At 72.6% G+C, this 12,190-nt stretch carries 13 protein-coding genes; 5 read left to right on the top strand and 8 right to left on the bottom strand.

What is annotated here, in order from left to right:
* Position 1 precedes the first annotated feature (1 nt).
* From AB0B68_RS09495 to AB0B68_RS09475, 5 genes are all read right to left on the bottom strand, one after another.
* Complete coding sequence (locus AB0B68_RS09495) at positions 2 to 1,252, bottom strand: phage tail sheath subtilisin-like domain-containing protein (protein WP_357199243.1); 1,251 nt, start codon at positions 1,250 to 1,252, stop codon at positions 2 to 4.
* A 23-nt stretch (positions 1,253 to 1,275) separates the two neighbouring features.
* Entirely contained in the window at positions 1,276 to 1,974 is a 699-nt protein-coding gene (locus AB0B68_RS09490; RefSeq protein WP_357258903.1) for a carboxypeptidase regulatory-like domain-containing protein, read from the bottom strand.
* Positions 1,971 to 2,579 (bottom strand): glycine zipper family protein, encoded by a 609-nt coding sequence (locus tag AB0B68_RS09485; RefSeq protein WP_357199237.1) that lies wholly within the window; start codon positions 2,577 to 2,579, stop codon positions 1,971 to 1,973. The genes AB0B68_RS09490 and AB0B68_RS09485 overlap by 4 nt, the downstream gene beginning before the upstream one ends.
* 11 nt (positions 2,580 to 2,590) lie before the next feature.
* Positions 2,591 to 2,926 carry a hypothetical protein gene (locus tag AB0B68_RS09480; protein WP_355007395.1) on the bottom strand — a complete coding sequence of 112 codons (336 nt, stop codon included), beginning with the start codon at positions 2,924 to 2,926 and terminating at the stop codon, positions 2,591 to 2,593.
* 143 nt (positions 2,927 to 3,069) lie between these two features.
* The gene (locus AB0B68_RS09475) at positions 3,070 to 3,852 is read right to left on the bottom strand and encodes a DUF3153 domain-containing protein (protein ID WP_357199233.1); all 783 of its coding nucleotides are present in this window, start codon (positions 3,850 to 3,852) and stop codon (positions 3,070 to 3,072) included.
* Between the two features lie 170 nt (positions 3,853 to 4,022).
* On the opposite strand from AB0B68_RS09475, the gene AB0B68_RS09470 reads away from it, so the two are divergent.
* Positions 4,023 to 4,487 carry an NUDIX domain-containing protein gene (locus AB0B68_RS09470; protein WP_357199230.1) on the top strand — a complete coding sequence of 155 codons (465 nt, stop codon included), beginning with the start codon at positions 4,023 to 4,025 and terminating at the stop codon, positions 4,485 to 4,487.
* Here the strand turns inward: AB0B68_RS09470 and AB0B68_RS09465 are convergent.
* Positions 4,457 to 5,620: an FAD-dependent oxidoreductase gene (locus AB0B68_RS09465; protein WP_357258900.1), complete on the bottom strand. Its 1,164-nt coding sequence runs from the start codon at positions 5,618 to 5,620 to the stop codon at positions 4,457 to 4,459. The two genes, AB0B68_RS09470 and AB0B68_RS09465, sit on opposite strands and share 31 nt — an antisense overlap.
* Positions 5,621 to 5,687: 67 nt before the next feature.
* On the opposite strand from AB0B68_RS09465, the gene AB0B68_RS09460 reads away from it, so the two are divergent.
* Positions 5,688 to 6,317, top strand: coding sequence for a TetR/AcrR family transcriptional regulator (locus AB0B68_RS09460; RefSeq protein ID WP_357199224.1), 630 nt, complete (start codon positions 5,688 to 5,690; stop codon positions 6,315 to 6,317).
* Positions 6,318 to 6,849: 532 nt separating this feature from the next.
* On the top strand, positions 6,850 to 7,974 hold the full coding sequence (locus tag AB0B68_RS09455; RefSeq protein WP_357258897.1) for an FUSC family protein: 1,125 nt from the start codon (positions 6,850 to 6,852) through the stop codon (positions 7,972 to 7,974).
* Between the two features lie 33 nt (positions 7,975 to 8,007).
* Here the strand turns inward: AB0B68_RS09455 and AB0B68_RS09450 are convergent, their stop codons facing one another.
* Positions 8,008 to 8,715, bottom strand: a complete 708-nt coding sequence (locus AB0B68_RS09450) for a phospholipase (protein ID WP_357199218.1) — start codon at positions 8,713 to 8,715, stop codon at positions 8,008 to 8,010.
* Between the two features lie 91 nt (positions 8,716 to 8,806).
* A complete protein-coding gene (locus AB0B68_RS09445; protein WP_357258894.1) occupies positions 8,807 to 9,799 on the bottom strand; it encodes a LacI family DNA-binding transcriptional regulator in 993 nt (330 codons plus the stop codon).
* 159 nt (positions 9,800 to 9,958) lie between these two features.
* On the opposite strand from AB0B68_RS09445, the gene AB0B68_RS09440 reads away from it, so the two are divergent.
* Both AB0B68_RS09440 and AB0B68_RS09435 read left to right on the top strand, forming a co-directional pair.
* On the top strand, positions 9,959 to 11,212 hold the full coding sequence (locus tag AB0B68_RS09440; RefSeq protein WP_357258891.1) for an MFS transporter: 1,254 nt from the start codon (positions 9,959 to 9,961) through the stop codon (positions 11,210 to 11,212).
* 73 nt (positions 11,213 to 11,285) lie between these two features.
* Positions 11,286 to 12,182 (top strand): aldo/keto reductase, encoded by an 897-nt coding sequence (locus tag AB0B68_RS09435; RefSeq protein WP_357199209.1) that lies wholly within the window; start codon positions 11,286 to 11,288, stop codon positions 12,180 to 12,182.
* Positions 12,183 to 12,190 lie beyond the last annotated feature (8 nt).

Genomic DNA, 12,190 nt, shown 5'->3' with positions numbered 1-12,190 from the left:
GTCAGCCTCCGATCGTCTCGGTCTCGGTGCCGCCGGCCCACTGGCTCAGCTTGAACACCACGAACTCGGCGGGCTTGACGACCGCGATGCCGATGTGGGCAATCACCATGCCCGCGTCGCGGACGTCCGGCGGGTTGGTCTCCTCGTCGCACTTGACGAAGAACGCCTCCTCCGGGCTGCGCCCCAGCAGCGCGCCGTCGCGCCACACGCGGGTGAGGAACGCCCCGATGTCGCGCCGGATCGAACGCCAGAGGGTGAAGTCGTTGGGCTCGAAGACCATCCACCGGGTGCCGTTGGCGATGGCCTGCTCGATGGCGATGCTGAGGCGTCGGACGTTGAGGTAGCGCCACTCGCTGGCCTCGGCGGCGAGCGTACGGGCGCCCCAGACCCGGATGCCCTCGCCGGCGAAGTAGCGGATCACGTTGACACCCTTGGGGTTGAGCACGTCGTGTTCCGGTCGGGTGACCAGGTAGCCCAGGTCGACGGCGCCGCGCACCGGCTCGTTGGCCGGTGCCTTGTGCACCCCGCGCAGGGCATCGGTGCGGGCCCAGATGCCGGCCAGGTGCCCGCTCGGCGGGGTGAGCTCCAACTCGCCGCTGATCGGGTCGCGCACCCGCAGCCAGGGGTAGTAGAACGCGCCGAACTCGGACTGGCGCGGCCGGTAGGCGGCCCCCTCGTGGCCGCCGGAGCCGCCCGGCTGGGCCGCGCCGCCGCCGGGACCGCCGCCCGTACCCTCGGCGGGCTTGGGGGGTTTGCCGGAGGACGGCGTGGCCACCCGGGTCAACGCGGAGATGTCGTCGATGTCCGGCGCCGGGTCGCAGATCGCGACCATGGTGCGGGTGCGCTCGGCCATGCTGAGCAGGGCCTCGTGCGACACCACGTCGTGGAAGCCGGGCGCGGCGATGATCGAGATCTCGTCGACGGCCTCCAGCAGTTGCAGACCCCCGCGCCGCTGCCCGGAGCCGGTGATCGCGCCACCCTCGCCGACGTTGACCACCCAGCAGCGGGCGCCCCCGTTGTCCAGGAAGCCGAAGACCGCCCGTGCCAACGGGGTGCTCTCCACCCGCTCCCCACTGGCGAAGAGCCGCAGGAACTCCGTCCAGTTGTTGACCGGCACCGCCTTGCCCAGATGGGCGGAGCGATCCGGGGCGACGCCGACGAAAGCGGCGATGCTGGTGCTCGCCGGCCCGATCGGTCGGGCGCCGCTGGGGACCTCCTCGACATAGATGCCGGGGGAGAAGTAACTGGGCATCGGTCCTCCTGTGCCTGTGGGTGTCAGTGGGTCGGTGGCGCGCAGACGATGACGATGTCGTCCTCGGCCGGGTCGACGTCGGCGGTGAGGACGAGCCCGCGTCCGCTCAGCCGCAGCCGGACCGGGCTCGGGTGCTCGGGGTCGTGCGGGACACCGACGATCAGGAACCGGCCCTCGGTGTCGGTGCGGGTGGCGGAGCCGGTGGCGGGCAGCTCGACCCGCATCGCGGCCAGTGGCTGCTCCTGGGGGCCGACGACCCGCCCACTGAGGCTGCGCACGTCGAGTTGCCGCAACCGCAGCGGTTGCAGCACCGGCGGCGCGGCCGGAGTGGGGTGGTCCACCTGCGCCGCCACGTCGATCAGCAGCGCCGGTCGGGGTGCGGTGCCGAACGCCGTCCACAGCGGTGGGTCACCGGCCTCCAGTACGACCGGGTAACTGCCGTCGCTGGTCGCGGCGATGAGCACCCGGTCCAGCCGGGGCAACCCGGCCGGACCGGTGACGCAGAGCAGGTGGCGGACCGTGAACCGGTACGGTTCGCGGACCGCGCCGCTGGAGCGGGTCTGCCGGGCCGGGCGCAGTTCGAGGGGCCAGAGGGTGAGCCCGTCGGCGTCGTCGCACGCGCGGGGCGGGCCGATCGGGACTGGTTCCCCCGCCGCGCTGGTCACCCAGGCGACCAGCTCGGCGGTGGCGCTCTCGATCGGTCCGCGCCCGTGGGTGGTCATCGCGGCGGCGTCCCCTGGATCCGGTACGCGATGGCCTCGTTCCACACGTGCGGGTAGACGCCGATCTCGAAGTACCGGGTGAAGCGGTTGATCGGCGCGTTGGTGTGGTCGTGGTAGAGCAGCCACACCGGCGCGATGGTGAACAGGACGTAGTTGGCCAGGACGAGGGGGATGTAGAGCGGCCCGAGCAGACGACCCTGGAAGATGTGCACGTCCTCGTGCCGCTGGATGCCGGAGGTGGAGCCGGCGCAGACGGTGCCGATGGTGGTGGCGTAGCGGGGCGACACTCCCTCCACGACGCTGACCCGGCCGCTGTTCAGTGATGTGGGCCGGTCCAGTGAGTGCCCGAAGATCAGGTGCACCGTCAGGTAGATCGCGCCGACGACAGTGTTGAGCAGACTCCAGGTGTGGTCGACGACGAAGAGGAAGATGCCGCGGGCGTCCGAGCCGTACACCCCGGCGGAGGCCACCGACCAGCCGAAGACCGCGCCGACCACCAGGCCCACGACGGCGCCGATCAGCAGCCCGATGGGGCCACCGGCGAGGAAGCCGAGCAGGGCGCCGAAGCCGACGTGAGCGGCTGCGCTGAGAATTCCGAAGACCATGACGGCACCCCTCAGACCCAGGAACGGAAGACTCGGGGCTCACGACCGCTCGCGACCTGGGTCGGCGTCGCCTGTCGATTGCCGGGCGGGAACTGGTTGACGCCGAGCGCGGCGGAGAAGATGACCAGCGCGTTGAAGAACGCGATGACCCACTTCTCGCCGCCGGCCTCGTCGGCGAACGCCGCTGTCACGTAGGACAGCAGCAACGCGATGGCGATGGCGATCCACTTGCGGAGCTTGTCGCCGCTCGGGCCGATCAGCCCGCCGATGACGTTGGTGGCCAGCAGGGTGGCGGCGCTCGCGCCGGCGATGGTCCCCAGGGCTGCCCAGGTGAAGAGATCGTTCATGACGATCCCCCTTCTGCGATGGTGCGACCGGGATGTGGTGGTGGTGAGGTCCGGTGCCCCTGCGGGGAGCACCGGGGCCGGTCGCCGTCGTCTCGGGGGCGGCCGGGGCCGGGCGTGGCCGGCCGAGCCGGCCACCAGGTGGATCAGCCGGGCCCCGGGGCGCCGGCGGGAGGGCCCGGCGGCGGGGTCGGACCGGGCGCCGCCGGCGCCGCGGGGTGACGGCGGCGAATCAGGAGTACGCCCACCGCGGCGAGCAGCAGCAGGAGGAGGACACCGCCGACGACGAACAGCCAGGGGAATCCGCCGTCGTCCTCCTCGCCGGCGGCAACCGGCGAGGTGGACGGTCGTGGCGGCGCCTCGGCCACGGCCCGCAGCTCGGCCGGCTTGTCCTGGTTGGGATCGACCTTCCAGCTGACCGACCGGCCGTTGACGGAGCCATTGCTGTCGATCACCCGGCCGGGAAATGTCACCGAGATCTCGAACGACATGAGCTTGAGGAACGCCTGTTGGTTCTGCGGATTCTGCTCCGCAACCTTTCCGCCATATTTCTTGGGATCGAGCGGCAGCGTGAAGCGGTAAAGATCGCCGTCCCTGACCAGTTTCACGCTCTCGGTGTCGAAACCGGCCAGCGGCGCCTTGCGGTAACTGATCTGGGAGCCGTAGAAAGTGTCGTCCTGGTAAAGGGTTTCCTCGCCCGCCGGTAGGGCGGGGATGTTCTGCCGCAACTCCGCGAAGGCGACCGGGAGGTTCTTGTTGCGACTGCTCAGCACGGACTTCTGGGCCGTCAGCAGGAGCTGCCCGTCGACAGTGTCGTCGGCGTTGACGGTCAACCCCATGTTGAGCTGCATACAGCCGCTCAGCGCGGCGAGAAGAAGGAGGCACACCGCGACGCGGAGTGCCCTACCGCGGTTGACTCTCCTGTTCATGGGCTCAGTGTGTGTGATCGCTTTCACCATCAGCAGTCAGCGATCGGTCACAACGAAGTCGCCGATTGTACCGGCGCACTGTCGCCTTTGATTAGTGCCGCCGACGCCCCGAATGACTATTCTGGAGCTTTGGGGCCACGACGGCTCCTCGCCGGCCGTAGTCTGGCCGGATGAGAATTGTCGCGTGCGTCCTGCTGGTAGATCCCGACGGGCAGCTGCTGTTGCAACTGCGCGACGGCGACGCGACGCACCACCCGAACGTGTGGGGGCTGCCCGGCGGCCACGGCGAGCCGGGGGAGACGCCGGAGCAGACCGCCGAGCGGGAGTTGTTGGAGGAGACCGGCCTGCGGGCCGACGGGCCGCTGCAACCGGTCGCCGTGCAGTCGCTGCCCGAGCTGGCCCGGGTGAAGCACTACTTCCTCGGCACCACCAGGGCCCGGCAGGAGGACGTCGTGCTCGGCGAGGGCGCGGCGATGCTCTTCGTCCCGGGTGCCGAGGTGCTCGACGGTCGTCCCTGGACGCCGGGCACCGTGGAGGTGTTGACCGAGTTCCTCGCCTCGGCTGAGTACGCCGCCCTGGCCACCGGCCGGATCGCTGGGCCGGCTCAGACCGCCGGCGGTCGCCAGTCCGCGTAGCGGGCCATGCTGCGCAGGGCCAGCCGGCTCGGGATGAGCCGCAACGCGACGGTCCGCATCGCGAAGGCGACCGGGTTGTGCAGCTGCTGTCCGAACCGTCCAGCGACGTAGGAGGCACGGGCAACTGACTGACTGCGTGGTCGACGCTGCTCGTCGTACGCCGCCAGGGCAGCGGGCACATGCCCCGCGCCGCCGGCGCAGACCGCGCCGAGCACCACAGCGTCCTCGATCGCCTGTCCGGCGCCCTGCCCCAGGTTGGGTGTCATCGGGTGGGCCGCGTCGCCGAGCAAGGCCACCCGCCCCCGCACGTACGAGGGCAGCGGCTCGGCCAGGTGGTGGATGTCGTTGCGCAGCACGACGTCGGGTGGGGTTGCCGCGAGAAGCGCCGGGATGGGGTCGTGCCAATCGCCGAAGTGCTCCCGCACTGCCGCCAGCTCGTCGGGAGCGTGGCCGCCGGGCGGGGCGTTCAGTGCGCCGTACCAGTAGAGCTGGCCGTCGCCGATCGGCACCATGCCGAACTCGGCTCCCGGCCCCCAGGTGATGGCGGCCGGGATCGGATCGGGAAAGGCGATGGCCGCCCGCCACGTCGTCGATCCGGCGTACACCGGACCGGGGTGTTGCGGCCAGAGTTGGGCGCGGACCCGGCTGCGCAGGCCGTCGGCCCCGACCACCAGATCGGCGGTGACCGTGTGAGGGCCGTCAGGGCTTTGATAGCGCACCTCGGCGCTGTCCGGGCCCGACTCGACGTGCTCCACCGTGGCGGAGGTGTGCAGGGACGACGCCGGCAGGGCCTCGCGCAGGGTGCGGTGCAGCGTGGCCCGGTGCACGCCGAGCGCCGTGGTGCCTAGCTGCCTGATCATCTCCGCGGCCTCCACCCGGGACAACCACCGCCCGTGCCGGTCGCGCATTCCGCCGGGCGCCTCACCGTGTCCGCCCCGGCGCAGGGCTGGGCCGAGTCCGAGGGCGTCCAGCGCGCGCACCGCGTTCGCCATCAGGCTCAGGCCGGCACCGACCTCGCGCATCTCGGGCGCGCGCTCCAGCACGGTGACCCGCCACCCGTGCCGGTGCAGGGCGAGCGCCGCGCTCAACCCGCCGATGCCGGCGCCGACCACCACCGCGTGTGAGTCGTCCATGTCGATCCTCCTTCTACACCTGTAGAAGAGCGATACTACCTCCGGACCACCAGGAGCGAGGAGTGCCATGACGGCGCGGGGGAACCGGATCGCGACACTGACCGACGCGGCCATCGAATTGATCGCCGACGGTGGCATGCGAGCCCTGACCCACCGGGCGGTCGACGGCCGCGCCGGAATGCCGCCGGGCACCACCTCCGCGTACCTGCGGACCCGGCAGGCGCTGATCGAGGCGGTGGTGGGACGGCTCGCCGAGCGGGACCGGGCCGACCTGGCGGCGTACGACCTGCCGACCGGCCCGCCACCCCCGACCCCTGCGCCCCGGCTCGACAGCGGCGACCTCGACGCGCTCGCCGCCGGCGTCGCCGAGGTGCTCGACCGCTGGTTGAGCACCGGACGCAGCCGAAGCCTCGCCCGCTACGCGTGCCTTCTGGAGGCGGTGCACCGGCCCGAGCTGCGCGGCATCCTGCAGCACGGCACCGGCCTGCGGGTGCAGGCCCGGTACCTGCTGACCCGGGCCGGGGCCACCGACCCTGATCGGCAGGGCGACCAGTTCGTGGCGTTCGTGGACGGGCTGCTCTTCGACCGGCTGGCCGGCGCGGGCGCGCTCAGCGCCCCACCGCCCGGTACGGTCGCCAGCCGCGCCGACCTGAGCGCCGCCGTCCGTACGCTGCTGCGCGCCCTCACCGGAAGCTGACCCGACCGGCGCCGGTCGCCGAGCGGGACCCCGCGCCTGCCCGCGCGCGGGCCGATGGTGTCTTGGGCTGGCCGCGCGCAGGCCCGATGGTCTCTTGGGCTTGGTGGCGCGTGGGCCGGAGCGTGTGCGGGCTTGGTGGTGCGTGGGCCCGACGGCGTGGGGGCCCGTCTGCGCGCCTGCACCCGGGAGGGTCGCACAGCAGCCCGGTGATCAGGTCCGACGCGTGATGGGAGACGATCGCCACGGGATGCCGTGGCCGCCGGCATGGTGCGGTGGGCCGGCCCTTTGGAGCTGAATCGTTTACGACATCGCGCCTGATTCGTTTATGACATCAGCTCCAAAGGGCGAGTGGACGGCGTGCTGCGGTGTGCCGGCGTGAGCTGGTGGCGGATGTGGTGAGCTGACGGCTTGACGGCTTGACGGCTTGACGGCTTGACGGCCTGGCGGTCTGGCGGTCTGGCGGTCTGGCGGCTTGGCGGCTTGGCATTGGGGCGGTCTGGCGGGTGGCCCAGCGGGGTGGAGAGGTTGGGCGATGGTGCGGTTCAGCGGCCTGCGGACGGCCGGCGGCCGGCTGCGGCACGGCTGGCGACCGGTGTTGGAGGCAACCGTCGCGGCGACGGTGGCCTGGCTGCTGGCCACCCAGTTGCTCGGGCACCCGCAGCCCTTCTTCGCGCCGGCCGCCGCGCTGATCGTCCTCGGACAGGCCCGGGGGCAGCGCATCCGCCGGGCCGTCGAGGTCATCCTCGGGGTCGCCGCCGGGGTGCTCGTCGCGGACCTGGTGGTGCAGGCGCTCGGCCCGGGCAGCACCTGGACGGTGTTCACCGTCATCCTGCTCACAGTCCTCCTGGCGGTGGCCTTCGGCGCCACCGGCGTGACGCTGGTGCAGGCCGCCGTTTCCGCGCTCTACCTGGTGGTGGTCGCACCGCCGGACGGCTCGTTGGTGCCGTTCCGCTTCGTCGACGCGCTGGTCGGCGGCGCGGTGGCCCTCGCGGCCAGCCTGCTGGTCGACGCCCGGCATCCGCTGGCCCCGCTGGTCGCCGAGGTGCGGCGGACCTTCGACGAGCTGGCCGGTCTGCTGGGCGGGATCGCCGACGCGCTGAACGACCGTGACGAGCCGGCGGCGGTCGCCGCGCTGAGGCAGGCGCGGGGGATGGACGCCCGGGTGGACGGGCTGCGCGACGGTGTGCTGGCCGCCGGTGAGGCGCTGCGGCTCAACGTCCGTCGACGTCGGCACATCGGTCGGCTGCGTTCGGTGGACGAGTCGATCCGACAGATCGACTACGCGGTCCGCAACGTCCGCGTGCTGGCCCGTGCGGGGGTGACCCTCAGCCGGCTGCACACTCCTGTTCCGCCCGAGCTGGGCGTCGCCCTACGGTCACTGGCCGAGGCGGTCCGTCAGGCCGGTGCCGCCCTCGCCGCCGACCTCGACGGGCAGGAGGAGACCGCCGACCGGCACGCGAGTCGGGCCGACGAGTCGGCGCTGGCCGCGGTGCACGCCGCCGGGCAGCTCTTCGGCCCCACGCAGACCCTCCCCCTAGCGATGATCATCGGTCAGGTCCGGGCGACGGCCATCGACCTGCTGCGCGGCGTCAACCCGGAGGACGACGCCGCCGTTCTCGCCCGCGTCGACGAAGCCCTGGGCCTCCCACCGGTCTGATGTCCGCACTGCTCAACGCTGGTTCCCCGCCCTTCAAGGATGGGCGGTCAGCCAGGTGGTGGCGGCGTCGCGGATCGGGGCGGGAATGTCGTGGCCGCCGGGGAACTCCTGGTAGGTCACGTCGTAGCCGAGGTCGTGCAGGTGGGGGACGAGACGGCGGCTGCACACGTCGATGGGCAGCACCCGGTCGTCGACGCCGTGCGAGATGAAGATCCGTGGCCGGCCGTGGGTGACCGGTGGCGCGGCGAAACCGGGGGAGAAGGCCAGTACCGCGTCGACCAGATCCCCGTTCGCCAAGCCCAGCGACAGCGCGTACGAGGCACCGTCGGAGAAGCCGCCGACCGTCACGTCGGCCACCGGGTAGGTGTCGAAGACGGTCGCCAACAGCCCGTCGATGCGCCCCACGTCCGCCCCGAAGCCACCGGCGATCAGGTCCCAACTGGCCGCTGACGAGTCCGGGGCGACCAGCAGCAGGTGATGCGCGTCCGCGACCGGCAACAGCAGGTCCAGCCCCTGTCGCGCCGAGCCGCCCGCACCGTGCAGGAGCAGCACCAACCGGTACGCCGAACCGTCGGTCGCCGGCTCCGGGGCGTACCCCAGGGCCAGCCGGTCACCGTCGGGGCCGGTCATCGGCACCAGCCCGGTGCGGCCCGGCGCCTCCGGGGGGTGCCGGCGGACGGTCAACCGGCCGTCCCGGGGGCTCGGCGCCGGGTCCCAGTGCGACGGCGCGGAGTCGGACACTCCTCGGCGCTCCTCACGGTGGACGGAAGCTCCGACGCGGTTACCCGGCCCGTCACTGGTTAACCGTGAGCGTGCTCGACCGGACGTCGACTCAAGCGCTGGCCCGTGCCACCAGTGCGGACGGGAAGAGGGTCACCGGGGCAGCCGGGCGCCCTTCCAACAGAGCGGTAGCTGCGGCGCCGGCGATCCGCCCGACCGGATGACTCGCCGTGGTCAGCGCCGGGGCCGTCATCCCGGCCAACGGAATGTCGTCGAAGCCGGCCACCGCGACGTCGTCGGGCACCTGCGCGCCGGCGTCGCGCAGGCCAGCGATCACCCCGAGCGCGGTGTCGTCGCTGATCGCGTAGATGGCGTCGATGTCCGGCCAGCGGCGCAGCGCCTCGCCGGCCGCCGTCCGGCCGCGCGCCGCCCGGAAGTCCCCGGGCAGTATCCGCTCCGGTAGGCCGGCCTCGGCCATCAGCCGGCGGTACGTCTGCACGGGGCGTTGCGCGCAGGGCAGCCACCGGGGGCCGGTCACCATGGCGATCCGGCGGCGCCCCGAGGCGTACAGATGACGCAGCACCGCCTCGGAGCCGGCGGCGTTGTCAACGTCGAACGAGGGCACTGTCGCCGAGCCGATGCCGATCGAGACCACTCGACCACGCAGCGACCGGGGCACCGCCGCCAGCAGCTCCTCGGTGGTGTTGACCAGGATCACCCCGCACACACTGCGATCGCCCTCGAGTTGGTCGAGGCTGCGGGGGTCGCCGAACGGCAGCCAGCACAGGGCCACCCCGACACCGGCGGGCGTGCACACCCGGGCGGCCGCGCCGACCACCTGGTTCACGTACGGGTCGTCCAGCACGGCGGCGCTGGTGCCCAGAACGGCAACGACCAGGCGTACGCCGCCTCGGCCGTGGACCAGCGCCCGCGCGGCCGGGTTGGGCACGTAGCCGAGCTGGTCGACGGCCGCCGTGACCTGTTTCCGGGCGGCCGGCGAGGCGAATCCGGTGCCGGCGATCACCCGCGACGCCGTGGACCGGGACACCCCGGCAACCCGGGCCACGTCCTCAAGAGTGGCAGGTCGGTGTGCCGCTGTCGTCATCGTCGCCTCCTGCGGCGGCCCGTCAGGTGGGGACCAACGCCTGCCCATCATGCCCCGGCCGGTCCAGCAGCGGTAAGGGGCGGTACCCGGTTGTGGTGGTAGCGCTCTCAGGTGTGCGATCGTGCCAGGAGATCACCCCGAGAAAGAGGACTTACCCTCGTGAGCGCCCCCACCAGTCGCCCGTTAGCCCCGGAAACCGCGTCGCCGACCCTGCGGACGGTGCGGCTCGCCCGCAATGGCGTCGCTGTCACCTTCACCCTCAACGGGCTGGCCGTGGGTAGCTGGTTCTCCCGCGTTCCGGCGGTCCGGGAGGCGTTGGACCTCTCCGCCGGCCGACTCGGGTTGCTGCTGCTGGCGATGAGCGTCGGCGCGTTGCTCGCCATGCCCACCGCCGGCCTGCTCGCCCAGCGTCTCGGCGCGGCCCGCACCGTCACTCTCGCCACCGCAGTGGTCGCGGTCGGCCTGACCGTGGCGGGCCTGGGCGCCACGATGACCGGGTCGTTCGCCGTCGTCGCCCTGGGACTTGTCGCTCTCGGCTACGGCTCCGGCGCCTGCGACGTGGCGATGAACGTCGAGGGCGCGGCGGTGGAACGGCGGCTGGCTCGTACGATCATGCCCCGGTTCCACGCCGGGTGGAGCCTCGGCTCGGTGGCCGGAGCGGCGCTGGGCGCCGGGGCGGCCCGGTTCGACGTGTCGGTCGGCGCGCATCTCGTCGCTGTGGCGGTTGTCGTGTTGACCGGCACCGCGCTCGCCGCCCGGACGTTCATGCCCGTGGGCAGCGATCACACCGGCGACCCGGCGGACGCCACCCCGGCTGCCCGCCGCCGGGCTCAGCTCGCTGCCTGGCGGGAGCCGCGCACCCTGCTGATCGGGCTGTTCGTGCTGGTGGCGGCGTTCACCGAGGGTGCCGCCAACGACTGGCTGGCCGTGGCGTTCATCGATGGACGGGAGTTGAGCGAGGCCGCCGGCGCGGCGGTCTTCGCGGTCTTCGTGGTCGGCATGACCGTCGGACGCACCGTCGGCACCATCGCGCTGGACCGGTGGGGTCGGGTGCCGGTGCTCAGCGGCACCATCGGCCTCGCCGTGGTCGGCGCCGGCCTGGCGGTGCTGGCGGGCTCCGGGCCGGTGGCTGTCATCGGCGTCGCGCTGTGGGGCCTGGGTGCGTCGTTGGGCTTCCCGGTCGGGATGAGCGCGGCGGCCGACGACGAGGCGCACGCGGCGGTGCGGGTGAGCGTGGTCGCGGTGATCGGCTACACCGCGTTCCTCGGTGGCCCGCCGTTGCTGGGGCTGGTCGGCGACGAGGTCGGCACCCTACGCGCGTTGCTGGCGGTGCCGTTGCTGCTGCTGCCGACCCTGCTGCTGGTGCCGGTGCTGCGCCCGCCGCACGCGGTTTCCTCCGCCACTAAAAACTAACCCACTCCGCCGTCGGGCGGTATCGGGTGCGTGGCCGACTGCGTCACGTACCCGAGCTGGTTAGGGTCGCCCGATGCCAACCGATGAGATCACCGCCGCCGCGGCGGGCACCTGGACCCTGGGCGACCGCACAGTGCGCCGGATGGGCTTCGGCTCCATGCGGATCACCGCGAACCCCGACCCTGACCGGGCCGTCGCCCTGCTGCGCCGCGCCGTGGAGCTGGGCGTCAACCACATCGACACCGCCGCGTTCTACGTCTCGCCCGGCGGCACCCTACGCGTCGGCACCGGACCTGCCCGCTACGCCACCGAGCTGATCCGCGCGGCGCTCGCCCCGTACCCGAAGGACCTGGTGATCGCCACCAAGGTCGGTTTCGGGTACGACCCGGAGGCGGGCTTCACCGAGGCGTTCACCCCGGCGCAGTTGCGGGCCCAGGTGGAGGAGAACCTTCGCCGGCTCGGCCGCGACCAGCTCGACGTGGTGAACCTGCGCCTCGGCCGAGGGTCGGGTGCGGTGCCGGTGGCCGACCGGTTCGGCGCGCTCGCCGAGTTGCGGGCCGCCGGGCTGATCCGGCACCTCGGGCTCTCCAACGTCCGGCCGGAACAGCTGGACGAGGTGACGGGCATCGCGCCGGTGGTCTGCGTGCAGAACAACTACGGGGTGGACGCCTACCGGGAGCAGGACGCGTTCGTCCGGCTCTGCGGTGAGCGGGGCATCGCCTACGTGCCGTTCTTCGCGCTGGCCGGCACCGGGCGGGAGGCGGGCGCGAGCACCGCGCAGGGCGAGGCCGTCGAGGCCGTCGCCCGCGCCCACGGCGTCACCCCGCAGCAGGTACGCCTCGCCTGGACCCTGCACCAGGGCCCCCACGTGCTCGCCATCCCCGGCACCGCGGACCCGGAGCACCTGGCGCAGAACGTCGCCGCTGGAGCCCTACGCCTGACCCCGGAAGACCTGACCCGTCTCCGTTGATCGTCCAC

The organism is Micromonospora sp. NPDC049049, from assembly GCF_040649115.1.
Taxonomy (GTDB): domain Bacteria; phylum Actinomycetota; class Actinomycetes; order Mycobacteriales; family Micromonosporaceae; genus Micromonospora.
Note: the sequence above shows the minus strand (reverse complement) of the source record. Positions and strands in the feature narration are given on the sequence as shown.

Coding starts and splice junctions, on each gene's coding strand:
- AB0B68_RS09475 (WP_357199233.1), bottom strand. CDS start 3,852: ATGAACAGGAGAGTCAACCGCGGTAGGGCACTCCGCGTCGCGGTGTGC.
- AB0B68_RS09485 (WP_357199237.1), bottom strand. CDS start 2,579: ATGGTCTTCGGAATTCTCAGCGCAGCCGCTCACGTCGGCTTCGGCGCC.
- AB0B68_RS09490 (WP_357258903.1), bottom strand. CDS start 1,974: ATGACCACCCACGGGCGCGGACCGATCGAGAGCGCCACCGCCGAGCTG.
- AB0B68_RS09480 (WP_355007395.1), bottom strand. CDS start 2,926: ATGAACGATCTCTTCACCTGGGCAGCCCTGGGGACCATCGCCGGCGCG.
- AB0B68_RS09470 (WP_357199230.1), top strand. CDS start 4,023: ATGAGAATTGTCGCGTGCGTCCTGCTGGTAGATCCCGACGGGCAGCTG.
- AB0B68_RS09460 (WP_357199224.1), top strand. CDS start 5,688: ATGACGGCGCGGGGGAACCGGATCGCGACACTGACCGACGCGGCCATC.
- AB0B68_RS09435 (WP_357199209.1), top strand. CDS start 11,286: ATGCCAACCGATGAGATCACCGCCGCCGCGGCGGGCACCTGGACCCTG.
- AB0B68_RS09455 (WP_357258897.1), top strand. CDS start 6,850: ATGGTGCGGTTCAGCGGCCTGCGGACGGCCGGCGGCCGGCTGCGGCAC.
- AB0B68_RS09465 (WP_357258900.1), bottom strand. CDS start 5,620: ATGGACGACTCACACGCGGTGGTGGTCGGCGCCGGCATCGGCGGGTTG.
- AB0B68_RS09445 (WP_357258894.1), bottom strand. CDS start 9,799: ATGACGACAGCGGCACACCGACCTGCCACTCTTGAGGACGTGGCCCGG.
- AB0B68_RS09495 (WP_357199243.1), bottom strand. CDS start 1,252: ATGCCCAGTTACTTCTCCCCCGGCATCTATGTCGAGGAGGTCCCCAGC.